The 24,894-nt window shown below is 36.4% G+C and carries 21 protein-coding genes; 3 read left to right on the forward strand and 18 right to left on the reverse strand.

The annotated features are described in order from the left end of the window. Window positions 1-12: 12 nt before the first annotated feature. From rpsF to OTK00_RS09430, 16 genes are all read right to left on the reverse strand, one after another. Entirely contained in the window at window positions 13-303 is a 291-nt protein-coding gene (gene rpsF / locus OTK00_RS09355) for a 30S ribosomal protein S6 (RefSeq protein WP_045170003.1), read from the reverse strand. A 126-nt stretch (window positions 304-429) separates the two neighbouring features. Then, a complete protein-coding gene (locus OTK00_RS09360) occupies window positions 430-1,560 on the reverse strand; it encodes an aldo/keto reductase (RefSeq protein WP_045170004.1) in 1,131 nt (376 codons plus the stop codon). A gap of 101 nt (window positions 1,561-1,661) precedes the next feature. Next, entirely contained in the window at window positions 1,662-2,858 is a 1,197-nt protein-coding gene (locus OTK00_RS09365; RefSeq protein WP_045170005.1) for an RNA-guided endonuclease InsQ/TnpB family protein, read from the reverse strand. Window positions 2,859-3,004: 146 nt separating this feature from the next. Next, a complete protein-coding gene (gene leuB, locus OTK00_RS09370) occupies window positions 3,005-4,072 on the reverse strand; it encodes a 3-isopropylmalate dehydrogenase (RefSeq protein ID WP_045170006.1) in 1,068 nt (355 codons plus the stop codon). Further along, entirely contained in the window at window positions 4,065-4,565 is a 501-nt protein-coding gene (gene leuD / locus OTK00_RS09375; RefSeq protein WP_045170007.1) for a 3-isopropylmalate dehydratase small subunit, read from the reverse strand. The genes leuB and leuD overlap by 8 nt, the downstream gene beginning before the upstream one ends. Further along, the gene (leuC, locus tag OTK00_RS09380; RefSeq protein ID WP_045170008.1) at window positions 4,566-5,855 is read right to left on the reverse strand and encodes a 3-isopropylmalate dehydratase large subunit; all 1,290 of its coding nucleotides are present in this window, start codon (window positions 5,853-5,855) and stop codon (window positions 4,566-4,568) included. Between the two features lie 190 nt (window positions 5,856-6,045). Further along, window positions 6,046-6,498: a chemotaxis protein CheW gene (locus OTK00_RS09385; RefSeq protein ID WP_045170009.1), complete on the reverse strand. Its 453-nt coding sequence runs from the start codon at window positions 6,496-6,498 to the stop codon at window positions 6,046-6,048. Continuing rightward, window positions 6,495-7,614 (reverse strand): peptide chain release factor 2 gene (gene prfB / locus OTK00_RS09390; protein ID WP_108720990.1). Its coding sequence is split into 2 segments (ribosomal slippage): window positions 6,495-7,538 and window positions 7,540-7,614, totalling 1,119 coding nucleotides; the frame shifts between segments, so codons are not numbered across the junction. The genes OTK00_RS09385 and prfB overlap by 4 nt, the downstream gene beginning before the upstream one ends. Before the next feature lie 39 nt (window positions 7,615-7,653). Continuing rightward, on the reverse strand, window positions 7,654-10,200 hold the full coding sequence (gene secA / locus OTK00_RS09395; protein ID WP_045170228.1) for a preprotein translocase subunit SecA: 2,547 nt from the start codon (window positions 10,198-10,200) through the stop codon (window positions 7,654-7,656). 158 nt (window positions 10,201-10,358) lie between these two features. Then, window positions 10,359-10,904, reverse strand: coding sequence for a ribosome hibernation-promoting factor, HPF/YfiA family (hpf, locus tag OTK00_RS09400; protein ID WP_013431865.1), 546 nt, complete (start codon window positions 10,902-10,904; stop codon window positions 10,359-10,361). Window positions 10,905-11,191: 287 nt separating this feature from the next. Continuing rightward, window positions 11,192-12,274, reverse strand: a complete 1,083-nt coding sequence (locus tag OTK00_RS09405; protein ID WP_013431864.1) for a DUF362 domain-containing protein — start codon at window positions 12,272-12,274, stop codon at window positions 11,192-11,194. Between the two features lie 14 nt (window positions 12,275-12,288). After that, window positions 12,289-13,893, reverse strand: a complete 1,605-nt coding sequence (gene dnaX, locus OTK00_RS09410) for a DNA polymerase III subunit gamma/tau (protein WP_045170011.1) — start codon at window positions 13,891-13,893, stop codon at window positions 12,289-12,291. A gap of 15 nt (window positions 13,894-13,908) precedes the next feature. Then, window positions 13,909-16,059 (reverse strand): ribonuclease R, encoded by a 2,151-nt coding sequence (gene rnr / locus OTK00_RS09415; protein ID WP_045170012.1) that lies wholly within the window; start codon window positions 16,057-16,059, stop codon window positions 13,909-13,911. A 30-nt stretch (window positions 16,060-16,089) separates the two neighbouring features. Next, entirely contained in the window at window positions 16,090-16,647 is a 558-nt protein-coding gene (locus OTK00_RS09420) for an HDIG domain-containing metalloprotein (RefSeq protein ID WP_045170013.1), read from the reverse strand. Window positions 16,648-16,744: 97 nt separating this feature from the next. Continuing rightward, the gene (secG, locus tag OTK00_RS09425; protein ID WP_045170014.1) at window positions 16,745-16,981 is read right to left on the reverse strand and encodes a preprotein translocase subunit SecG; all 237 of its coding nucleotides are present in this window, start codon (window positions 16,979-16,981) and stop codon (window positions 16,745-16,747) included. A 57-nt stretch (window positions 16,982-17,038) separates the two neighbouring features. Beyond that, entirely contained in the window at window positions 17,039-17,203 is a 165-nt protein-coding gene (locus OTK00_RS09430) for a hypothetical protein (RefSeq protein ID WP_198525737.1), read from the reverse strand. A 942-nt stretch (window positions 17,204-18,145) separates the two neighbouring features. Here OTK00_RS09430 and OTK00_RS09435 point away from each other — a divergent pair. The 3 genes from OTK00_RS09435 (at window position 18,146) to OTK00_RS09445 (ending at window position 22,559) form a co-directional block, all read left to right on the forward strand. Further along, window positions 18,146-19,453: a hypothetical protein gene (locus tag OTK00_RS09435; RefSeq protein ID WP_045170015.1), complete on the forward strand. Its 1,308-nt coding sequence runs from the start codon at window positions 18,146-18,148 to the stop codon at window positions 19,451-19,453. A gap of 149 nt (window positions 19,454-19,602) precedes the next feature. After that, window positions 19,603-20,571, forward strand: a complete 969-nt coding sequence (locus tag OTK00_RS09440) for a hypothetical protein (RefSeq protein ID WP_241765464.1) — start codon at window positions 19,603-19,605, stop codon at window positions 20,569-20,571. 641 nt (window positions 20,572-21,212) lie between these two features. Next, entirely contained in the window at window positions 21,213-22,559 is a 1,347-nt protein-coding gene (locus OTK00_RS09445) for a hypothetical protein (protein ID WP_241765463.1), read from the forward strand. A gap of 113 nt (window positions 22,560-22,672) precedes the next feature. Here OTK00_RS09445 and dapF read toward each other — a convergent pair whose 3' ends face one another. Together dapF and OTK00_RS09455 are read right to left on the reverse strand one after the other, a co-directional pair. Next, entirely contained in the window at window positions 22,673-23,509 is an 837-nt protein-coding gene (gene dapF / locus OTK00_RS09450; RefSeq protein WP_045169042.1) for a diaminopimelate epimerase, read from the reverse strand. Between the two features lie 25 nt (window positions 23,510-23,534). Next, window positions 23,535-24,893 (reverse strand): PFL family protein, encoded by a 1,359-nt coding sequence (locus OTK00_RS09455; RefSeq protein ID WP_045169041.1) that lies wholly within the window; start codon window positions 24,891-24,893, stop codon window positions 23,535-23,537. Window position 24,894 lies beyond the last annotated feature (1 nt).

Here is a 24,894-nt window from a genome sequence, read left to right on the forward strand (position 1 = left end):
GCCGCCCCCTCTTTACTTTTCAAGCTTAACAATCAAAAATCTGATAACCCCATCTGTGATTCTATAAACCCTCTCAAGCTCGCGTGGAAACTCAGGCTTGCTTGTAAACTGCATCAATACATAATAGCCTTCTGCGTGCTTGTCAATCTTGTATGCAAGCCTTCTTTTTCCCCACTCTTCAACTGTAAGAAGCTGTCCATTGCTTGAGATAAGGTTTTTGAATTTCTCTATGAGGCTTGTTCTTGCCTCATCATCCAGTGTGGGGCTGATGATAAATACTGTTTCGTACTTTCTTTCTACCACTTATTTCACCTCCCTTTTAGACTTAAAGGCCCCCAAAGTTTTTTGGGAGCAAGGGAAGAGTAATTTTTTCTTCCCACAACATGCAGTATTTTATCACAAAATGCACTTTAAAGTAAATAACCTTTTTTATTTTGAAAAATAAGCTGCAACCTCTTTTAAAAGCTGCCTGATTGGCAGATTCTGTGGACATTTGGTCTCACAAACACCACATTCAACACAATTCTCTGCTCTTTCTTTTTCCTTCTTTAAATAGTCATTCTTCATCTCTTCAAACATATTGTACATGCTTGCCTGATTGTAAATGCTAAAGTTCCATGGAATGTCAATCCCCTGCGGACATGGCATACAGTATTTGCACTCTGTACAGTTAACTCTCCTAAGTTCATTGTACTTTTGTGCAACCCTTTCAACAAGATCAAGCTCTTCAGCAGTTAAAGAACCAACCTCATACTTTTCTGCATATTTTATATTTTCCTTTACCTGCTCCAGCGTGCTCATACCACTTAAAACAACAGATACCTCTTTCTGATTCCAGAGCCATGCTAAAGCCCACTCAACCGGTGTTCTTTTGACAGCAGCCTTATCCCAGAGCTCTTTTATTTCCCGAGGTGGCTCTTTTGCAAGTCTTCCACCCAAAAGCGGCTCCATGATGACAACCGCCAAGCCTTTTGATGCCGCGTACTTCAATCCCTCTTCTCCTGCCTGATAGTTTCTGTTCAAAATGTTATACTGTATCTGGCAAAATGTCCATTTGTAGCTATCCACAATCTCCTTGAAAGTGTCAAGATCATCGTGGAAAGAAAAGCCTATATATTTAATCCTGCCATCCGAAATTGCCTTTTCTACCCACTTGAAGATATCTATCTGCTTTAGCTTTTTCCAGTGGTTTTTGTTAAGAGCATGTAAAAGATAAAAATCAATATAGCCTGTGTCCAGTCTTTTTAGCTGCTCATCTAAAATTCTATCAGCGTCATCAAGGTTATTTACATCCCAGACAGGAAGTTTTGTAGCAATTTTGACCTTTTCTCTGTATCCCCCCTTCAAAGCTTTGCCCACAACAACCTCACTGTTTCCACCATGGTACACATACGCTGTATCAATGTAATTGATTCCACTATCCATTGCAAAACGAAGCATCTCAATAGCTCTGTCCTCATCAATCTTGGAGTAATCCCCATCCAGAACAGGCAGCCTCATTGCACCAAAGCCAAGTGCCGAGACCATAAAATCGGTTTTTCCAAAGGGTCTGTATTTCATTTCAAAACCCCTCCAGTGTATGGTTTATTTAAAAATGTAGGTTACGAATAGTGTTTAAAACACTAAAAACTATTCAAAATTTTATTAAACACTATTCTTTGTTAGGCTAAATTCAGCCTAACCGGGTGTAACCCCACACCCTCTATCCCCTCCGCAAACGCTTCGGGGAATACTTTCCTTACAATGTTATATGCACTGTTAACATCTGCGTTTATTAAAATATCTCTATTGCTCCTAAATAGCCCTCTCTTTACTCTCCTTCTTATATTGTAATTCTCTTCGCATGGCATCTCATCATCTAAAAAACTGCAACCACTTGTATAACTCTCTTCTGTGATTATAAAGTTAATCCCTTCTTCCTCACATTTATACTGCAGCATTTTGACAAAAGTATAATAAGGTATCCCAACAAAGTGCTGGTTATTTACCTTCCCCAATTCAACTTCCTGCTTCCATTCTGAATTGTAGCCAACAACTATTGTGTCTATGCTATGCTGTTTGCACCAGTTAATTATAAAGCGACTTGCTTTGTGCATAAAATTTTTGATTTTGTTATTTCGTTTAAGTGTTAGCTTTTGTATTCTCTTACTTATCCCTCTGCTGCCTACATAACTCATTAATTCAGCTTTCCTTTTGTTATAGTACTGATTGATTGACTTAATAACTTTGCCATTAATAACAATAGGCTTTTTGCCTATGTTATTTACCAAAGTTACAAAGTTATTAAGTCCTAAGTCTATTCCTGCTATTCTGTTTGGCTCTTTTGTTGTATTGTCAATCTCCTTCTGATAAACTATCTCTACAACATAGACTGCTCCTTTAGGAATTATTCTAACCTCTCTCAGGTTGCCTTCTATCCTTGTTTTTAGCTTTAAATCTGTTTTCGGAAATGTTAAAAATCCATCTCTGATTTTGCACTGCTGATTTGTAAATATTGCTATACTTCTTCCATCTTTTTTCTTATACTTTGGCAGCTTTGGTCTGCCTGAGTATTTATCTTGGTTTTTACTCCAATCTTTAATGGCATTTAAAAATGACTTCCAGTTTCTATCCAACAATCTAAGTGTCTGCTGTGCTGTCTGGGCTGGTAAACTTTTATAAGTTTCATGGCTTTTTAATAGCTTGTCTAACTTGCCATACCTAATCCATTTGCCATTGTTAATAAATTCTTGTCGAACAATATAATTAGCATAGTTGTATAAATTCTTTGATTTAAAACACATTTCATCACAGTATTTCCATAAATAATGATTCTTGTTGATTTGAATTTGTTCTGTTCTATCGACTGCGATTATTATTCACCTCTCTTTCAAAAATATATTTTATTAAAAAATTTAACATTATTGAATGATTCTTGTTTTATTTATTTACTATACGTTTATATTTTACCTTATTTTTAAAAGACTATAAACACAAAAAAGCTGCAGAAAATTCTCTGCAGCTTTTAGATATTTTCACAAATAATCTTTCCCATTTGCTTTGTTCCTACAAGCTTGCAATTTTCTGTGTAGATATCTCTTGTTCTATACCCTTCTTTCAAAGCAATCTTCACAGCATTTTCCACTGCAATTGCTGCATCTTCCATGTCAAAGCTGTATCGCAGCATCATCGCCGCAGACAAAATGGTTGCAATAGGGTTTGCCAAATCCTGTCCTGCAATGTCCGGAGCAGTCCCGTGAATGGGTTCGTAAAGACCCACCCTGCCCTCTCCAAGCGATGCTGAAGCAAGCATTCCGATTGAACCCACAATCATCGAAGCTTCATCCGACAGAATATCACCAAACATGTTGGAAGTAAGTATTACATCAAACTGTGACGGGTCTTTTACAAGCTGCATTGAAGCATTGTCAACATACATATGAGAAAGCTCCACATCCGGATACTCCTTTGCAAGTCTTTCTACAACCTCACGCCACAGCCTTGAAGATTCCAGTATGTTTGCCTTGTCAACAGATGTGACCTTCTTTTTGCGCTTTCTTGCAGCCTCAAATGCAACCCTTGCTATTCTTTCTATTTCGCTCGTAGAATAAATTTCAGTATCATACGCAACCTCTTCACCGTTTCTTTTCTCTCTCCCCTTCGGACCAAAATACATGCCACCAATTAGCTCTCTTACAACCAGAATATCAATACCCCTGTTTACAATCTCTTTTTTAAGAGGTGATGAGTCCTTTAGCTCATCATAAAGTACTGCCGGACGCAAATTAGCATAAACTTTAAGCCCTCCCCTGAGCTTCAAAAGTGCCTGCTCAGGTCGCAAATTTCCAGGAAGAGTATCCCACTTCGGTCCTCCAACAGCACCCAGAAGTGTTGCCGAACATTTTTTTACCAAATCCAGGTCTTCCTCTCTAATTGGAACGCCAAACTTATCTATTGCACACCCACCGGCGTCAATAAAGACATACTCAAACTTAACACCAAACTTTGAAGAAACTTTGTCAAGGACAAGAAGTGCCTGTTCAATCACCTCAGGTCCAATCCCATCACCGGGAATTACTGCTATTCTATGCATCCCTCTTCAGCTCTCCTTTTACAAATTCTATGAGCCCGCCTGCTTTCATTATGTTTTGCATAAACTCCGGAAATGGCTTTGCTTTAAATTCTTTCCCTTTTGTTATATTCTTAATCACACCATTTACAAGATCAACTTCAACCTCATCACCATTTTCTATTCCATCAACAGCCTCCGGGCACTCCACAATCGGCAGGCCAATGTTTATTGCATTTCTGTAGAAAATCCTTGCAAATGACTTTGCTACAACGCATGAAACCCCGCACGCTTTTATTGCGATCGGCGCATGCTCCCTTGATGACCCACACCCAAAGTTTCTACCCGCAACCAGAATATCACCCTTTTGAACTTTGTTTACAAACTCTTTGTCTAAGTCTTCCAAGCAGTGCTTTGCAAGCTCATTCGGGTCAGATGTGTTTAAATACCTTGCTGGAATTATAACATCTGTGTCAATATTATCATAATACTTGTGAGCCCTTCCTCTAAAGTTCATCTATTCTTCATCTCCCTTCATACCAAGCTCTTCAGGCGATCCGATATAACCCAGTACTGCTGAAGCTGCAGCAATCGCAGGCGATGACAGATAAACCTCACTATTTGGGTGACCCATTCTGCCAACAAAGTTTCTATTTGTTGTGGCAAGGGCTTTCTCACCTTCTGCCAGAATTCCCATGTGCCCGCCAAGGCAGGGACCACATGTTGGAGTTGAAACAACACATCCAGCATCAATGAAGATTTCAATAAGCCCTTCTTTTAAAGCCTGCTTATAAATATTCTGTGTTGCAGGGAATATGATGCAGCGAAGACCTTTTTTGACTTTTCTTCCTTTCAGAATCTTTGCTGCAATCCTCAAATCTTCAATTCTGCCGTTTGTGCAAGAACCAATTACCACCTGGTCAATATAAATCTTTTCTGTTATCTCATCAATTGTTCTGGTATTTTCCGGAAGGTGCGGGAATGCAACTGTTGGTTTTATCTTTGATATATCAATCTTATAAACCTCTGAATACTCTGCATCCTCATCTGCCCTAAAAATTTTGTAGGGCTTTGTTGAGTGCTGCTTCACATACTCAATTGTTTTCTCATCAACCTCAAATATACCATTTTTTGCTCCTGCCTCAATTGCCATGTTGGCAATTGTGAACCTGTCATCCATAGACAGAGACTTTAACCCCTCACCTGTATACTCCATGGATTTATAAAGCGCACCATCAACGCCAATCATACCAATAATGTGAAGGATAATATCCTTGCCAGATACCCAGCCGGTTTTCCTGCCATACAGCACAAACTTGATAGCCTCTGGAACTTTGAACCAGCACTTTCCTGTTGCCATTGCACATGCCATGTCAGTTGAACCAATCCCTGTTGAAAAGCTCCCGAGAGCACCGTATGTGCATGTGTGAGAGTCAGCACCAATCACAAGATCACCCGGGACAACCAGGCCTTTTTCAGGCAAAAGTGCATGTTCAATACCCATCTCGCCAACTTCAAAGTAGTTTGTAATGTCATATTTTTTAGCAAACTCTCGAACCATCTTGCACTGCTGGGCAGATTTTATATCCTTGTTCGGTGTAAAGTGGTCAGGAACTATTGCAATTTTGTCCTTGTCAAAAACTTTATCAACACCTATCTTTTCAAACTCCTTTATTGCAACCGGAGTTGTGACGTCATTTCCCAGAACCAGATCAACATTTGCAAAGATTAAATCGCCAGGCTCGACATATTCTTTCCCTGCATGATATGCTAAAATCTTCTGGGACATTGTCATTGGCTTTGACATAGCAAATAATCACCTCTAAACCTTGTTTTTTTATAATTATAAACATCGCTAAAATCATTTTCATCATAAAAATTTGTTTTCTTAAAATTTAATGTAATGTTTTTTGCATAAAGTTAGAAAAACCCTGTGCAGGGTAAAAAATATAAAAAATTGGGGAGCAAAATGTTACTCCCCATTTCACTTTTGTATATTATCTGCCTTCAACAATATACTTCTCAATCTCTTCTTCCTCATCCATTGTAAGCACACTCTTCAGGTCAAGTATAATGATCATGTCATCGCCAACCCTTGCGATTGAGTCAATAAACCTGCGCTTTATACCTTTGATGCTCTCGTTTGCCTTTTCAATCCTGTCATCTTCAATCTTGAGAATTTCTGATACGTCGTCAACAAGAAAACCAAGCTGGAATTTTGAAAGCTCAACAATAATAATCTTCTGTGTCTCTGCGTTTGAGTCAATCCCAAGGCGTTTTGCAAGGTTATAGACAGGAACAGCTGTACCTCTTACATCAATGATGCCTTCTACATACTGCGGCGCATCTGGAAGTTTTACAATCTTTGTAGGCTTTATAATCTCAACAATCTCAAGGATGTCAACACCAAAGCTGTAGCTACCCACATTGAAAATAACATACTGCTTCATGCCACTTCCTCCTCATTTCTAAACTTTTTCAGGTAAGCATTGATAAAGACATCTATCTCACCGTCCATTACTGCCTCAACATTGCCAACCTCTGCATCTGTTCTGTGGTCCTTGACAAGTGTGTAGGGGCAAAATACATATGACCTGATCTGGTTACCCCAGCCAATCTCTGTTTGCTCCCCTTTAAGCTTTTGAATCTTCTCCCTTCGCTCCTTCTCTTTGAGCTCCAGAAGTTTTGCTTTTAAAATCCTGAGTGCAATCTCCCTGTTTTTGTGCTGTGAGCGCTCATTCTGGCAGGTGACCACAATCCCCGTTGGAATGTGTTTTATTCTCACAGCCGACTCTGTTTTATTTACATGCTGGCCACCTGCACCAGATGCTCTGAACGTGTCAATCTCCAAATCCTCTTCTTTTATCTCAATCTCTGCATCGTCTTCTACCTCAGGCAGAACCTCAACCGCTGCAAATGAAGTGTGACGCCTGCCTGCTGCATCAAAAGGCGAAATTCTCACAAGCCTGTGAACTCCTTTTTCAGCTTTCAGATACCCATAGGCATTCTCACCAACTATGCGAACTGTGACATTTTTAATCCCCGCTTCCTCACCGGGTAGAATATCAAGGGTTTCAACCTTGTAGCCTTTTTTTGCTGCCCAGCGCGTGTACATCCTAAGTAGCATCTCTGCCCAGTCCTGAGCTTCTGTGCCACCTGCACCCGCATGAATTGAGAGTATTGCATTGTTTTTGTCATAGGGACCGTTTAAAAGGACCTCTATCTTGAAATCCTCTATCTTCCTCTCAAGGTCCAAAAGCTCTTTTTCAAGCTCTTCTGCCATCTCATGGTTTCCTTCATCCAAGCTCAGCTCTGTCAGCACTTTTAAATCTTCCCACTGCGAATATAGTTTTTGGAACCTCTCTATTTTGTCCTTTAGCCTTTTTATTTTCTGCAAAACTTTTTGAGAGTTCTCTAAATCCTGCCAGAAATCAGGACTTGAAGTCTCACTCTCCAACGATTTTAGTTCACTTTCCAGCCTGTCGATGTCAAAGAGAAACCCTCATTTCCTTGAGGTCTTCTTCTGCCTTCTCAAGCCTTTGCAAAATTTCTTCAAGCATAAGCATATTTTAAGACCACTCCTTTCACTAATGATTCTTAAAAAATCACACTGCACCGCAGCATTTTTTGTATTTTTTGCCGCTCCCGCAAGGACATGGGTCGTTTCTTCCAACCTTCTGTGTTTTCACAACAGGTTTTCTCACAGGTGTGTCTGATGGCGCATTTTCATACATCTCTTTAACAACTCTTTCTCTTTGAGGCATATTTTCAACATTTGCATGAAGTATAATTTTTATTGTATCCTCCTGGATTCTCTTTATCATTTCATCAAACATCTCAAACGCTTCGAACCTGAACTCAACTATTGGGTCTTTTTGGCCAATTGCGCGAAGAGATATGCCTTCTCTCAGCTGTTCTACTGCATCTATGTGTTCCATCCAGTGCATGTCAACAACTCGCAAAAGCACAACCCTTTCAAGCTCGCGCATAAGCTCGCCAACTTCTTGTTCTTTCTTCTCATATTTTTCTTTTGCAATTGAGATGAGCTTTTCTTTTAGCTCCTGTTTTGTCATATTTTTTGCATCCTGCTCAGAAAGCTCACTATCCAAGAATATAAACTTCAAATCCTGCAAAAGACCTTTTATATCCCAGTCTTCAGGATGAGGACTTTCGCCTGTGTACACCTTTATCTTGTAATCCACAAGCTCATCTATCATGCCAAGGATAGAATCCCTTAAGTTCTCGCCTTCTAAAACCTTGCGCCTTTGTGAGTATATTATCTCTCTTTGCTTGTTCAAAACATCGTCAAATTGCAAAAGATGTTTTCGTATCTCAAAGTTTCGTGCTTCAACCCTCTTTTGCGCCTTTTCAATGGCATCAGACAAGAGCTTGTGTTCAATCGGCTGGTCATCAGGCAAGCCCAGCGACTCAACAAGGTTTTTGATCCTCTCAGACCCGAAAAGTCTCATCAAATCGTCCTCAAGCGATACATAAAACCTTGACTCGCCTGGGTCACCCTGACGGCCGGCTCTTCCTCGGAGCTGGTTGTCTATTCGCCTGCTCTCATGCCTCTCTGTACCAATTACTTTCAGCCCGCCAAGCTCAGCAACACCTTCGCCTAAAACAATGTCTGTTCCACGGCCTGCCATGTTGGTTGCAATTGTCACAGCACCTTTTTGACCAGCCTTTGCAATTATCATAGCCTCTTTTTCGTGGTGTTTTGCGTTTAAAACCTCATGTTTTATACCATGTTTTTTGAGCATCTCGCTCAGCATCTCAGACTTCTCAATTGACACTGTGCCAACCAAAACAGGCTGACCTTTTTTGTGAGTCTCAACAATCTCCTGAACAATCGCCTCAAACTTTGCCTTTTCTGTCTTGTAAACCTTGTCAGGATGGTCAATTCTTATCATTGGTTTGTGCGTAGGAATTTCTATGACATCAAGCTTATAGATTTCTCTAAACTCCTGCTCTTCTGTCTTTGCAGTACCTGTCATACCAGCAAGTTTTTTGTACAGCCTGAAATAGTTCTGGAAGGTAATTGTTGCCAAAGTTTTGCTTTCTCTTTCTATCCTCACGCCTTCTTTTGCTTCAATGGCCTGGTGAAGCCCTTCCGAAAACCTTCGGCCGTACATCAATCTTCCTGTGAACTCATCAACGATGATTACTTGGCCATCTTTTACAACATAGTCCCTGTCTCTTTTCATGAGCGCGTGAGCTTTTAGTGCCTGGATAATGTGGTGGTGAAGGGTTGCATTTTCCGGGTCAGCCAAGTTTGTGACACCAAAATATTTCTCGGCTTTCTTGATACCCTCTTCTGTGAGCGAAACTGTGTGTCTTTTCTCGTTTACTATATAGTCATAGCCAGTGGTATCTGGCATTTGCTTGTCATCATCACTGTTATAATAAAGAGGTTTTAGTCTTCTTACGAAATTGTCTGCTCTTTTGTAAAGGTCTGTTGACTTTTCAGCAGGACCTGAGATGATAAGAGGCGTTCTTGCCTCGTCAATCAAGATCGAGTCAACCTCGTCGATTATTGCATAGTTTAGCTCTCTTTGCACAAGCTCTTCTTTGTAAATTGCCATGTTGTCACGCAAGTAATCAAACCCAAACTCGTTGTTTGTACCATAGGTAATATCACAGCTATAAGCTTTTTTCCTCTCTTCATGTGTCAGGCCATGGACTATAACACCAACAGAAAGTCCCAAGAAATTGTAAATAGGCCCCATCCACTCAGCGTCTCTTTTTGCCAAGTAGTCATTAACAGTTACTATATGAACACCCTTGCCCTCTAAAGCGTTCAAGTACGCAGGTAGAGTTGCCACAAGGGTTTTACCTTCACCAGTTTTCATCTCTGCAATCCTGCCCTGGTGAAGAACTATTCCACCAATTAACTGAACTCTGAAATGGCGCATCTTTAAAGTCCGCCAAGCAGCCTCTCGCACAGCTGCAAACGCTTCTGGCAGGATATCGTCCAAAGTTTCGCCGTTTTTTAACCTCTGTTTGAATATGTCTGTCTTTTGCCTCAGCTCTGCATCTGTTAACCTCTCATATTCCGGGGCAAGTGATTCTATCTTATCAACTATTGGCAAGATTTTTTTAATCTCTCTTTCGCTGTAGCTTCCTATCAGCTTTTCAATTATTTTTAACATGTTTCCACCCTCGATTTTTTCAAAAATTTTTGGACAGTTCAAATAATTATTTTATCACTTCTTGAAGATATATTCAAACAAAAATCCGCTCAAGACAAATTCTTGTCTTGAGCGGGGGCAGTGATGCTCTTAATTTTTTCTTATGTTTAAAAAAACTTTTAATATTCAGGTTCAATTAAACCATACGCACCGTCGTTTCTTTTATACACCACATTCACCTTATCTGTGTCCTGATTCAAAAATACAAAGAAGTTATGACCAAGCAAATTCATCTGCAAAATAGCCTCTTCCACGCTCATTGGCTTTATTGGAAACCTCTTTGTCTTGGCAATTCTAAACTCACCATTTTCTTCTTGACCTTCCTTTTCAGGCTCCTCTAATTCGAATGTCATGTATCGCAAAGACTCTGCATCTTTTGCCCTTTTTGCTATCTTTGTTTTGAACTTTCGAATTTGCCTTTCCAAGGTGTCAACAACCAAATCTATGGCACTGTACATATCGTTGCTTCTCTCTTCAGCTCTCAAAATCATTCCATGGAATGGTATTGTCACTTCAATTATGTGTGAAATCTTCTCAACACTCAAAGTTACATGAACATCAGTGTTAAGTTTGATATACCTCTCAAGCTTTGAAAGTTTCTTTTCAATCCTTTCTTTTAGTGCATCTGTTACTTCAATGTTCTTGCCACTGATAATAAAGTTCATCATATTGACCATCCTTTCTATGTAGAAGGTTTTGTTTTGATATTATATATATACCACCAAATTCGACTTATTTACACAAAAATTTTTTCCACAAAACTATCCACAATTCACAATAGCCAAATATCCATTCTGTTAAAACTTAAGCTGTGGATAATGTGGATAACTCTGTGGATATGTTATTTCCCAAGCTTCTTTGGGTGTTGAAAAGTTACTTTCTATTTTTTAAGCAAACAAAAAAGGCACACACATCTTCTTTTACATGCATGTGCCCTGAGCATGAATATTTTCTATAAATTTTGTTTTAAAAACTCAACAATCTCGTTTGACTTTGGAGGACATCCAAGTTTGCACACATTAAAAGCTTTTGTGCAGCTTCCAATTCCTATTCCATCCATAGCTTTTCCTTTATAGCCCTGGCCAATATACAGTTTTTTTGAAAGTTTTTTCAAAAGCCCTTGCTCATCAAGTCTCATAAGGCTACTTATTAAATTTGCATAGCAGACTGAACATGCATCTTTTTCTTCAATATACTTCGCGTATCTTGAAACAATAGAGGACCTTTTTGAAAATCCAATTGTTTTTTTCTCAGGATTTATTTCTATGATATTATACTCACCGGCTTTTCCAACTCCCAATTTTTCTGCCAAGCTTATGTATTCAATGTCATATGGGTTGTATCCCAGATGCTCGGCGGCAAAGCTGTCAATCAGAACCGGGTCAAAGCCAAGGGCTATAAAATCCTTCTCAACAGGATTTCCTCCCTCTTCAAAGTCAGGGTCTGGCATAATACTGTCTACCACTACAAGATGGGTCTTTATTGCTTTGTTCAAATATGCAATTGGTTTGTGAAGACCAAGTGTATGAAACCTTCTCTTTTCACTGTCAGGAATGAGCCCTTTAAGATTTTTCAAAGCACAGGTAAGTTGTGTCTGGCAGTGCCCTTTCAAAAGCGGAACATTTATTAAAAAGTCATATTCATAAACCTTGCTACAAATGTTAAGTTCAAACCCATCAACATTTACCTTCAAAGGCCTATCGTCTTTTGTGTCAATGAGCTTTACACCATACTTTTTTGCAATCTCAGTATACCCACAAACTTCAAACGCCCTTTTTGTGGAAGCGCCAAGCCATGCACCCTCTAAAATTGCAATGTTTTCAAACCCATTTTCCCTCAAGTACTCTATGATTCCTTCAACAATGTATGGGTTTGTTGTCGCACCTGAGGTGTACGGCTTTGCAACAACCAAGTTGGGTTTTATAGCAATTTTGCTCTTTATAGGAATATATCTTTTCACATCGGCATACTCAAGAAGCTGTTTTGTCATAGATTTAGCATCTTTACCGTAGATAATGTAAATGTTGTTGTTCATATCGCTTCTTCCTTTCACTCTTTTATAGTAATCTCTGTGTCAGGAAAGATGTCCTTGAGCTTGTTTATTATATCCTGGTCAGATACAGCATCTTCCTTCAAAGGCTTTTCCTTTTCAACCTCAACAGAGACTTCTCCTTCATATCCTACAATTCTTTTCAAAACCGATTTAAAATACTCTATGTTCCTGCTCAAAACATCTGCAAACACACTATCTTCCTGCTTGAAACATACCTTCACACCATTTTCAAACTTCAGGCTGGCACTTTGAAGAACATGTGAAAGTCCCGGCTTTTCCTCCTTGACAGCCTCTTTTATTTCCTCCCATCTGCTCAAAATCTCAGACCATGAAAAAGATGCATTGGTATCTACACCTTCCGCGCTTTTGTCAGCTATATGCGGGGTCTTTTGCTCTTGTTTTGTGGATTGAGCCTTGTCAAGTTTCATGGCATCAAAAGCTTTGGGATTTTCGGCAAGCTGTGATAGCTTTGTCTCAAGTTTTCGCACTCTCTCAAGGAGTGCTTCAAATGAGGTGTCAAACTGGCTATCGCAAAGCTTTATTGTGTTTATTTCAAGCAAGACCTTTGGAAACCTTGTCCAGCGTATCTGGTTGGCAGTGTCAATAAGCATCTTTATGCTCGACACAAGCCTGTTTGAGTCAACAAGGTTTGAGATGTTTATGACAAAAGCTTTATCATTCTCAACCATGTCAACCAAAACATCTTTTGCACCAAGTCGTAAAATCAGTGCACTTCTCAAAAGTTTCACAGCCTCTTCTAAAAAGGTATTAACATCCATTCCTTCATCCCAAAGCCTATTTACAACTTTGAGTCCTTTGTTTGAATTGTTTTCTACAATAGCAGCAATAAACTCTTTCACAATCTCAGTTGATGTAACACCTAAAAGGTTTGCAACAAACTTGTAGGTTATATGTTTATCAGATGTATTTATGCATCTTTCTAATATGGTCAAAGCATCCCTCAGAGCTCCTTCTGCCTTTTGCGAAATCAAATAGAGGGCATTATCGTCAATTGAAATATTTTCCATCTGAACAATCTTTTTGAGTCTTTCATATATGTCCTTTACAGAAATCCTTTTAAAATCAAACCTCTGACACCTGGATAAAATGGTTGCAGGCACTTTCTGGATATCTGTGGTTGCAAGAATAAAAAGTGCATGGGAGGGGGGCTCTTCAAGGGTTTTTAAAAGCGCGTTGAAAGCCCCTGTTGAGAGCATGTGAACCTCGTCTATTATATACACTTTCTTTTTGCACATAGAAGGTGGGTACCTAACTTCGTCCCTGATTTGCCTCACGTCATTGACACTGGTGTTTGATGCAGCGTCAATCTCCAAAACGTCAAGTGTCTTTTCGTCTAAGATGCTCCTGCAAACCTCACATTCGTTGCATGGATTTCCATCCTTGGGATTCAAACAGTTCACAGCTCTTGACATTATCTTTGCGGTTGTTGTCTTGCCAGTTCCTCTTGGTCCACAAAAGATGTATGCGTGTGCTACTTTGTCCTGTTTTATCTGGTTTTTTAACGTTTTGGTTATATGATCCTGAGCAACAACATCTTCAAACACTTTGGGCCTGTATTTCCTGTAAAGTGCTATGTGCATGCGCACCACCCTTCATCACATTTTAAGTTTTTCTACCACAGCAAACTCTATTTGTCTGAGTGGCACATTGGCGTCAATGAGCATTACTTTGACCCTGTCACCAATTTTGTATACCTTTTTTGACCTTTCACCTATCAGCTGATATGTCTTTTCATTGAAGACATAATAATCATCTTCTAAAGAGCTGACTCTTACTAAGCCTTCGATTGTGTTTTCAAGCTCAACAAAAAATCCAAAAGGCGTAACATTAGAAATAATTCCTTCAAAGACCTGACCAATCTTGTCCTGCATAAATTCAACTTTCTTTAGGTCAACCGTTTCACGTTCTGCCTCTTCTGCAACTCTTTCTCTCTGTGATGTCCATTTTGCAATCTCTGGCATTTTAAGTTTCAGTCTCTGAGCTTTCTTCTCTGTCATTTTGCCTTTCAAAACATCTTTCATAATCCTGTGGATTACAAGGTCAGGATACCTTCTTATTGGAGAGGTAAAGTGACAATAGTATTCTGTCGAAAGACCAAAGTGACCAAGGTTTTCTTCACAGTACCTTGCTTTCTTAAGAGACCTCAAACACAGCGTATGAATAACCCTTTCTTCTGGCGTGCCACGGCTTTGCTCTAAAACCGCCTGCAAAGCTTTGGGATGTACCTTGTTCGAAATACCTTTTAGAACATACCCCATGTTGTATATAAACTCTGCAAACTGGTAAATCTTTTCAATATCAGGCTCTTCATGAACCCTGTACAAAAACGGAACATTTAGCCAGTAGAAATGATTTGCAACTGTCTCGTTGCAAATTAGCATAAACTCTTCAATTATTTTATTAGAAATTGTAAGCTCATATCGGATAACGTCTATGGGTTTGCCGTTTTTGTCAAGTATGACTTTTGTCTCATCAAAATCAAAATCCAAAGCCCCTCTTTTCATTCTCTTTTCTCGCAAAATTAAAGCAAGCTCGCGCATTAGCTCTAAGTCTTCTCTTATATGTTCATACCTTTTCAAAAGCTCTTTGTCCTCTTCTTTGAGAATCTTTGTCACATTTGTATACGTCATTCTCTCTTTGCTTCTGATCACACTTTCAAAGATGTCATGCTTCACAACATTTCCCTGCTTGTCAATCTCCATAAGAACTGAAAATGTCAACCTGTCAACGTTGGGGTTGAGTGAACAGATGCCATTTGAAAGCTTAAACGGAAGCATTGGGATGACTCTGTCAACAAGATACACAGACGTTCCGCGCCTGTAAGCTTCCTTGTCAAGATGGGTGTTTGGCTTTACATAGTGGCTAACATCTGCAATATGAACACCTAAAAGATAGTTCCCGTTTGGAAGTTTTTTGATAGACACTGCATCGTCAAAGTCTTTTGCATCCTCACCATCGATTGTAAAGATTGTCCAGTTGCGCAGGTCAACTCTTCCTTCTAAATCCTCTTCTGTCACTTCATCTGGAATATTCTCAACTTCTTTTAATACCTCTTTTGGGAACTCCTCGTCAAGTTCATATTTTTTAATTATTGAAAGAATGTCAACACCTTTGGCATTTTCATACCCCAAAATCTCAATAATTTTCCCCTCAGGGTTTCTTCTTTTTTCAGGATACCTGGTAATCTCAACAACAACCTTCTGACCCGTTTTAGCCTTGTTCTTCCCGCTTTTTGGAATATAGATGTCATATGTTATCCTCTGGTCATCTGGAATGACAAAACCAAAGTTTTTGCTATCCTCATACCTTCCAACAACTTTTGTGATACCTCTTTGCAAAATCCTCTCAATAAACCCCTCTACCTTTTTGCCCTCAACAGGCGGAAGAGAAAGTACCTTTACAAGCACCCTGTCGCCATGCATAGCACCGTTCATGTTCTCTGGTGAGATATAAATGTCGGGTACATTGGGGTTGTCAGGAATCAAAAAACCATAGCCGCGCGGGTTTACCTCAAGCATTCCTGCAAACAGGTTCATCTCCTCAGCAAGACCGAACCTGCCACGCTTTGTCCTTACAATCTTGCCCTCTTGTTCTAATTCATCTAATATCTTTTTGAGAAGCTTTTCATCCTTTTCCTGCCAGCTTAAAATCTCAAGGATTTCTGAAAATGTCATGGGATGATAGCTTTCTTCCTGAAAAAGATTTAAAACCTCCTGTTTCTTTTCCTCATACTTTATCTTTTTCACAGGATTATCACATCCTTTTATTTTTTAAGTTTACAAACCAAGCTCATTAGATATTTTTTGCATAGCTCTGATTGCTATACCTAAAAACTCTTCAAGTTCAAGCCCAAGGTCAGAACATGCTCTCATCTGATCTCTGTTTGCACCCTTTGCAAAGCTTTTTTCATTGAACCTGTTTAGCAGAAACGGTACCGTCACATCCGAAAGTTTTTTTGATGGTAGAATCAGCGCACCTGCAACAATGAAACCAGATGTCGGGTCAACACAGTAAAGTGCCTTGTCCAAAAGAGAAAGTCTTGGAAGACCGTGTGCGTCGTTGTGAACTTTTACAGCATATACAATGTCCTTATCAAACCCCAAATCCTCCAAAATTTTTGCGCCAACCAAGCTGTGCGCGCTCGGGTCGTTTTTTGTATCCTCATAATCTATGTCATGAACAAGTCCACAAATACCCCACTTATCCATATCTTGTTCAAAATAACATGCAAGCTCGCGCATGATAGCCTCGCAAGCCAAACAGTGTTTGAAAAGATTCTGTGTCTTTATTCTCTTTTTAAGCTCCTCCAGTGCAACTTCACGTGTGACGCTCATTTTAAAATCTTCCTCCTTTTGTATTAAGCGTTTTGTAAGATATTGTGAACATTCATGGTTAAAATAAAAACCCAAGGTTGACATTCAACCTCAGGTTTTACTTTATTACAAAGAATAAAACTATTGATACAACAAAGAAAGCTGCTGCTATAATCCACGTATATCTTCCAAGCATAGCATCAAGAGTTCTTCCTTTATACTTTCCAAAAAATGTCTCAGCACCACCTGCAATTGAACCTGAAAGTCCTGCACTCTTGCCAGACTGCAAAAGCACAATAATTATAAGGGCTATTGCTAAAAGAAGCTCTAATACAGTTAGAATTATCTTTGCCATTGTGATTAAAAACCTCCTAAAAAATTTGTATTGACTTGTCAAAAATTCCAGTTCAAATCATAAGTCCACTTCTCTGCACTTTGTTTCAACAAGCTTGATAGCACCTTCTTTGTCCTCACCCAAAAGCAAATCGCACATCTCTTTTGCCTTGGCATTTGTGAGGAAAACATCTTCTACCTTTTTTCCATCTTTATACTCAATATTAACGTAGAAAATTTTCAATTAACTCACCTTCCCTGCAAAAAGCCATAAAACCACATTACAATTATATCACATGCTGAAAAAAATTCAATCAAAATGATTAATTCAGATATTTTATTCTTCCTCAAGCAAAAACCAACCGTACATATTGTGTGTTGATTTTTAAAAACATACTGCAAACTGCTACCTTCTATTGATTTAAAAAAAATAAAAATGGAATATTCCCTCCTTAAAGTAAATAGAGGTTGAATATCATCAATTTTCTGACTGGAAACTCCTCTACCTCAATGTTTACAAAAGAAACCTTTAAATTTGGTTGAAAACTAAATTACAACATATTGCTTTTTTTGTAGATTTCCTTCGTTAGTTTATAAATTTCTTGAACGGCATTTTCAAGTCTAAAGTAGTATATTGTATAGAAAAAGGTCATAACTATCAATATTGCAATTAGTATATACCCACACAGAGATTGTACATTGCTGTATACAAATATAAACGCTAATATTGTAATTAGTCCAAAGAAGAGTGTAACCAATAAGTGTACTAATCTTTCATGTTGAAAATTTTTTATCATTTGGTCATTATAAATGAAAAATTTTTCGTTTAACTGAATTTCATTATTTAATGCTTCTTCTAACAACTTTTTGTGTTCCAATATCAAGTTCAACATTTTTCAACCCTTATTTTTTACACATTTTAATTGAATTTTTGTAATTAACTGGACAATAAAAACTTTGCATAATTCTTCTTTTAGCTAATTTTTATTATATCTCAATGTTGCTAAATTCAAAATATCTTCTAATATCAAATAATCAAAGTTTCTATAAACATGTTTTTAAAACTTAAAGGCAAAGCTAATTGATGATAAAACAAAAGAAGAGTATAATATTGGTGATTTGGACACTGTCTCTGCACAGTTTGCTATAGCTTTGCCTATTGCATTAGGATAAGGAGGTCAACTAATTGAGGAAAATTTCTTTATTTGATAGTTTAAGAGAATATTTATCGAATTATAATACCAGAGAATTTTCAAACTTTTGTCTTTACAAAAATAATAAAATTTTTTGTTGGACTTATAAACATCCATTTAAATTATATCAGATGGGAGTATTTTATATTGATACTAAAAAATATAAATCTAAATACTTTAAACTTTCCAATGATGTTAAAATTTTATATAATGATATGTGCGAAGATATATTTACAATTCATGGCTCTTTTACTTCTTGTCTCAAACTCCATATAAAAAAACTGAACTCTGAGTTAGAAGAAGAGGATATAATAGACATTCCCCTCCCTTTAGAACTGGAAGACTTTGATAACAGCCTTTTTTGTAAAACTAAATATTCAATACATGCAAAATTATTAGATAAAAGATATATCTTTGTGAAATTAATGCTATACTTTGATAAGAATAACAAATTAGAGATGTTTGAACCATTATTTATTTTTATTGATATTATAGCAAAAAAATATTATCTATTGTCTTCTCGACTATCAAAAAAAATAAAACATATCAACGTGGTCCAAGTACATCTGTTTGATTCTAAATACTTATTTTTTGAAATTAACAACCTTGGAAGTTCCGAAAAACATGATCTCCTTGTCAATAATAAAGAAGGAAGTGATATTGTTTCAACCGATCATTTTACTCAAAAGCACATAATTTATCCTATTGAACAATTAAAAGTTGATATTTTAAAAGATACAGTAGATTTCGAAAAATACACTTTTACATGTACTCAATTCGATGCTGTTTTACCCTTTTATTTCATTGAGAATGATAACTATTATTATCTTAAAACATATGTTAATGAAAATAAATCTGAATTTTACAAAATTAATCTTCTTGAGAAGAATAATTCTTCACATCTTATTTGTACCATCAGGGAAAAAATATTAGAAAATTCTAGTTATACCAATTACAAAATTATTAAAGTAAAGAAGATTGATAAAAAAGATGTTCTTTACATTGCAAGAGAAATAGTTGAAAATCAAGAAATAAGTATTATAGAAGCTCTCTATTTAGGAAAAAAAATAGTTACTAAGAATTACAACACATTTAAGTTTAACAAAAAAGAAAGATGTATAGATATTTGTGAAAGTGATGGCTACCTTGTAACAATGGAATATTTGGAGCCTAATAACACCATTTTTAAGTTTTTTTCACTTTATGATAAAAGATTACTACTACAAACCGAACCTTGTTCAAATATTTTGTATTTTAATAATCCTCTAGATAATGAGGAAATCTTGGTTGTACCATATTGATATAAAGTTTCTAATCATTGGTATTCTTTGAATTACAGTCGTTTTCTAGTTGTCAAAAGTGGTTTGGACAACAATTAGAATAATGTATGCAAAATAAGCTTGTGACGCCAAAAAGTCAAAAATAGAAATATCAATTGAGGTGTAAATAAGTGGGTAATGTAACTTTTGTAGGACATTTGTTTATTCCACAAAAAAGCATATTGTCTGAAAATCCATTAAAAATTTGTTCTAAGACGAGACTTTTGTACCACGAAGATACTTTATTTATTGCAACAAGAGAGGAAAATTCTTCTAATCTAAAAATTACAAATTTGCTAATATACACTCTTGAAGCAGATAAACGTCTTCACCTTTTGACTGAATACAGTTTAAAAATACCAATAGATAATATTATTGGTATTGATAAGACAAAAATGATTGTCTATGGTTTGTCTATAGAGCAAAACTCTTCGGCTTTTTGCATATTAAAAATAGATATATTAAACCATGCCGAAGTAAACTTATATGAAATAAAACTGCTACAGTTTCGGAAAACTGAATCTAAAATTTCCTTAAATCAGATAGAATGTTTCTGTCAAACTAAGATTCTTGATGGTAAATATTCTATTTTTACAATAGATTGTTTGATAGAAACAATGAATAAAAAGAAAAAAGATAAATCTTATCTTTTCTTCTTTGACTCAACAGTTGAGAAAATTTATTACCTTTCATACATTTCTGAAAAGTTTATAAAAGAAATTGAAATAGTTCAGACAACCTTGTTGGGAGGAAAATATATTCTTTTTCAAACTGGTAGAATTGGTGATTCTGAAAAATTTGATATTATCTTTGAGGCAATACAAGAAAAAAAAGAAAATTTTGAGCTTTCTAATTTCCGTGTTAATCAAAAGATGATAATTTATCCTCTCAGGAAATTTTTTGAAGACATTTCTATTCGTAATGTTGATCTCGAAAGATATTGTTTTGAGAGAATGGATTTCAATGTTGTTGTGCCAACTTGTTGCAGATGGTTCGAAAATGATGAGTTTTTCTATATAAAGACTTTTATAACTCAAAACAAGTCAGAACTAATAAGAGTCAAAGTTTCTAGGTGTAAAAACAAAAGAAACCGTCTGTAGCCTTGATGAGAGAATTTTAAGTGATTCAATGTTCGTAAAAGAACGTATATTGGACAGCAATAAAATTCCAAAAAAAGAATTTATTTTATATTTTATATTGTGAAAGCCAATAAAATAAATTCGTATTGTTTTAAAGTTACTATTTTGTTTTTTGGAAAAAGGATAATTAAGAGGGACTTTTATTTTGAATTTGAGGGAAATGAAAATATCATTAAATTAAATTTAAAAAAAGATTACATAATTACATGTAAAATGCATTTTAATGAAGAAGATATATTGCAAAATCCCGACCATCTTTATTTAACTTACAAGTCTTATAGTTGCTCTAATAAACAGTTTATTGATTCTCAAGATCAAGTTCACATGCTATATAAAGATATGGTTTTAGATAATCCTTATAATCAAATGGAGACACTGATATATTTTTACTGATTTATTCTTGATAGCTAATGAAATTTATAAAGTGCTTTTGAAATTATCTAAAGACATAGGAAAAGAAGGAAAAGACAATATCTTTGGTTATGGTTTAGTAAAATTTTGTAATACAAAAATTACAAAGAGGTAGCTAAACAAACTTTTCAAAGCTACTTCTTGTCTTTTAACAAAGCAGTCAAATACTTTTATTTAGGAGGATAAAAATAATGAACATTGATGTTGTTTATATCCAAGATTTATCATCCGAAATGCATAATGTTTTAAAAAATAATCAATTGGGTAGTTTACCAATAGAGTGCAAAAATTTCTTATTAAGAAGTGTATTAAACCGAAGCACATATAAATCTGTTGGTATATGTTTTATTGATATCTCAAATCTTCAACTTAAAACTTACCTGTTTAAAAAAGAATTAGATAAAATCATTTATTTTGATGAAATAAATAATACACTATATGGGTATTACTGGAATATTGCAGATGACTATGTTAAAATTACTGTCAGGAGTATTAACCTGCTAAATAGAGACGAAAAAGACATTTTTGAAATTCCTATTGTTGAATTAAAGCTATGGGAAAATCACTTAAAACAGGAAGGTATAAGTAATTTCATTGTGCCTCCCCTTCTTTTTTTTGAAATGGTAAATTTTCGCTATATAATAACTATACACGACAAGTTCTATGCTTCCAACTCTAATAATAAATGGCAAATTTATGTAATAGACCTTTTTGAAAATAAATTCTATAGTTACATTTACGATAATGATCCTAAAAAGCCGTTTCCTATATCCTATATAAGGTATTTTCCTGTTAGCAACGCTGATGGTTTTATATTTATTAAATTTGGACAAATTGACGCTGAGGAAAAGGAAATGTATTGGCTACCAGAAAATTCAAAAATGACTCGACACTTTTGGGAGGCTTTTGCATTTTATCCACTGAATAAATTTATTGAAGACATTAAAAATCAAAAATTATTTTTAGACGCTTATATTGTTGAACGTGTCTCAGAAAATTTTTCTTTTCGCTTTTTAGATGATATTGAATCGATAAAAGATTTGTGCTTCTACTATATTAAGAAATCTATAAAAACTAATTTATCCAGACTTATAAAATTAGAACTTAAAAATTATACAAAAGAGATAATGCAAACTTCAATCAATCTTGATAATAAATTCCTGCACTATAATAATGGTTTACTAACGACTATTTCTTTATCAATTGAAGAAATAAATGATAAACAAAATCTGTTAAGAATAAGTAAAGAATTTTTAAATGGTAACAATACAAAAAGTGTAAATATTCTCCTGAGCAAAGAAGAGCAATTTATGCCAGATATCATGTACAAGTACATCTTAAAACATGGTCTTTTTTTAACTTTCTCCCCTCGTTTTGACTATAGAGATATTCCAAAGCATTATAAAATAAAGGTATATTCATTAGATTCTTCTTCAGCTTTTCTTGAATTTACCACAAAATATCCCCTTTCAAGTCCTTTTACAATTACACTTGTTGAAAAAAGTAGAACTAAAGATAAATTTTTATTAATTATATAATACCAAATTTTAATTGTTAAATAAAAAAGCTCTCATTCTTGGCATCTATTTCTATTTATAAGCTTTATAACCAAGATAAGAGAGCTTTTTTCTGTAATTTCTAAAAATAATCTTTAATCCAAATACTCTCCAACAAAAACCTCCTCGGCAGGTCCTGTCATGAATACTGTGCCATCATCTTGCCACTCTATTTCAAGCATGCCAAAATAAAGGTGGACGTTTACCTTCTTTTCTGTAAAACCGTTCAAGTTTGATGCTATCACAGAGGCACAAGAGCCTGTTCCACATGCAAATGTAGCTCCGGCTCCTCTTTCCCACGTTCTCACCTTAATATTATTCTTGTCAATCACCTGAACAAAATTGACATTTGTTTTCCTTGGAAATACCTCATGCCTTTCTATTTTAGGACCTAAAGTATAAATGTCAACCTTTTCTACATCATCAACAAACAACACTGTGTGAGGAACACCCATCAACAGAGATGTAATCTTATACTCTTTACCATCAACCTCTATTGATGTATTTATAGCATCGCTTTCTGGGTCGCCTTGCATAGGAATATCCTTTCTTTTAAAGCTTGGTTTTCCCATGTTGACCTTTACCTTCTCCACAAGCCCATATTCATTTAAAATAAGCTCTGGTTCTATTATTCCTGCCAATGTCTCAACCTTGAATTTGTCTTTTTTTACTATTCCTCTTTCAAACACATATTTAGAAAAGCACCGAATTCCATTTCCACACATCTCAGCCTCAGACCCGTCTGAGTTTATAATTCTCATCCTGATATCAGCAAGCTTCGAATCTAAAACAAGCAGCAGTCCGTCTGCTCCAACACCAATGTGTCTGTGGCACATCCTCTTTGCAAGAGAGTTGTAATCAATATCCTCTTTGCCTCTTGCATCTATTACAATAAAGTCATTGCCAAGTCCGTGCATCTTGGAAAAAAGCATTTTTTGTACCTCCTTTTCAAAATTTTTAGTTTCTAAGCGAAATTATAGGTGGTGGAACTCTTCCTCCACGTTCAATCAACCTTTTTGGTGAGCTTCTATTTATTTTCATCACTTTTGAACCTCCCAAAAGCCCACCAAAGTTAACCTCATCGCCTTCTTTTTTACCATACGCAGGAATGACTCTCACAGCAGTTGTTTTGTTATTATATACACCAATTGCTATCTCATCTGCTATCATCCCTGAAATCAATTCAGGTTCAACATCTCCCGGCACAACAATCATATCAAGCCCAACAGAACAAACACTTGTCATAGCTTCAAGTTTTTCCAACGTAAGCGAACCACTTTCAACCCCTTTTACCATTCCACTGTCTTCTGAGACAGGAATAAACGCACCAGATAAACCCCCTGTAAATGTTGCAGCCATTGCACCGCCTTTTTTAACTGCATCATTTAAAATTGCTAAAGCAAATGTTGTTCCATACCCTCCAACCTTATCTATCCCAATTTCTTCAAGTATCTCCGCAATACTGTCACCTACCTTCGGAGTTGGCGCAAGAGACAAATCTACAATCCCTGCAGGAATACCAAGTTTCTTGCAAGCATACTGCAAAACAAGCTGACCGGCCCTTGTTATTTTAAATGCCATCTTTTTTATTGTCTCATAAATCTCATCAATTGAAGCGTCTTTCTTCTCTTCCAATGCTCTTTTCACAACACCAGGGCCTGAGATTCCAACATTGATGCTGCAATCTCCCTCGCCTGTCCCATGAAACGCACCTGCCATAAATGGATTGTCATCTGGTGCGTTTGCAAACACAACAAACCTTGCACATCCGAAACTGTCTTTGTCTTTAGTTTTTTGTGCAATCTCTTTTATTATAAACCCAAGATGGGCAATCACATCAAGGTTAATACCCGACCTTGTTGTCCCAACATCAACCGAAGAACATAGTCTATCTGTTGATGCCAACGCATCTGGGATAGAAGATATAAATTTCCTTGTATTTTCATCATAGTTTTTGTGAACAGCAGCAGAGTAACCACCTATCAGGTCAACCTCAAGTTCTTTGGCAATATCATCAATGGCAGTTGCAACCTTTATGAGGTCTTCATATGAATAAGAAAAGGTCAAAAGAGAAATAGGTGTTAGCGCAACCCTTCTGTTGACAATTGGAAGTCCAAACATATCCTCAATCTCATTTGCCACATTTTTGAGATTCCCCGCATATTTTATAATCTTTTTTCTCATGTTATCAATAAACCTTTGGGGAATGTCAGAGCTACAATCAAAAAGGCTTATCCCCACTGTGATTGTTCGAATATCTAAATTGCTTTGCTTCACCATATTGATGGTTTCAATTATCTCCTGCGATGTAAACATT

The organism is Caldicellulosiruptor morganii (assembly GCF_026810225.1).
Lineage (GTDB): Bacteria > Bacillota > Thermoanaerobacteria > Caldicellulosiruptorales > Caldicellulosiruptoraceae > Caldicellulosiruptor > Caldicellulosiruptor morganii.

Bases quoted from the DNA above. Each gene is read 5' to 3' on its own strand.
- OTK00_RS09360 (WP_045170004.1), bottom strand. From the start codon at position 1,560: ATGAAATACAGACCCTTTGGAAAAACCGATTTTATGGTCTCGGCACTT.
- leuB (WP_045170006.1), bottom strand. From the start codon at position 4,072: ATGCATAGAATAGCAGTAATTCCCGGTGATGGGATTGGACCTGAGGTG.
- leuD (WP_045170007.1), bottom strand. From the start codon at position 4,565: ATGAACTTTAGAGGAAGGGCTCACAAGTATTATGATAATATTGACACA.
- leuC (WP_045170008.1), bottom strand. From the start codon at position 5,855: ATGTCAAAGCCAATGACAATGTCCCAGAAGATTTTAGCATATCATGCA.
- OTK00_RS09385 (WP_045170009.1), bottom strand. From the start codon at position 6,498: ATGAAGCAGTATGTTATTTTCAATGTGGGTAGCTACAGCTTTGGTGTT.
- secA (WP_045170228.1), bottom strand. From the start codon at position 10,200: ATGTTAAAAATAATTGAAAAGCTGATAGGAAGCTACAGCGAAAGAGAG.
- hpf (WP_013431865.1), bottom strand. From the start codon at position 10,904: ATGAACTTTATTATCAGTGGCAAGAACATTGAAGTAACAGATGCACTA.
- OTK00_RS09405 (WP_013431864.1), bottom strand. From the start codon at position 12,274: ATGAACAACAACATTTACATTATCTACGGTAAAGATGCTAAATCTATG.
- dnaX (WP_045170011.1), bottom strand. From the start codon at position 13,893: ATGCACATAGCACTTTACAGGAAATACAGGCCCAAAGTGTTTGAAGAT.
- OTK00_RS09420 (WP_045170013.1), bottom strand. From the start codon at position 16,647: ATGAGCGTCACACGTGAAGTTGCACTGGAGGAGCTTAAAAAGAGAATA.
- secG (WP_045170014.1), bottom strand. From the start codon at position 16,981: ATGGCAAAGATAATTCTAACTGTATTAGAGCTTCTTTTAGCAATAGCC.
- OTK00_RS09445 (WP_241765463.1), top strand. From the start codon at position 21,213: ATGAACATTGATGTTGTTTATATCCAAGATTTATCATCCGAAATGCAT.
- dapF (WP_045169042.1), bottom strand. From the start codon at position 23,509: ATGCTTTTTTCCAAGATGCACGGACTTGGCAATGACTTTATTGTAATA.
- OTK00_RS09455 (WP_045169041.1), bottom strand. From the start codon at position 24,893: ATGTTTACATCGCAGGAGATAATTGAAACCATCAATATGGTGAAGCAA.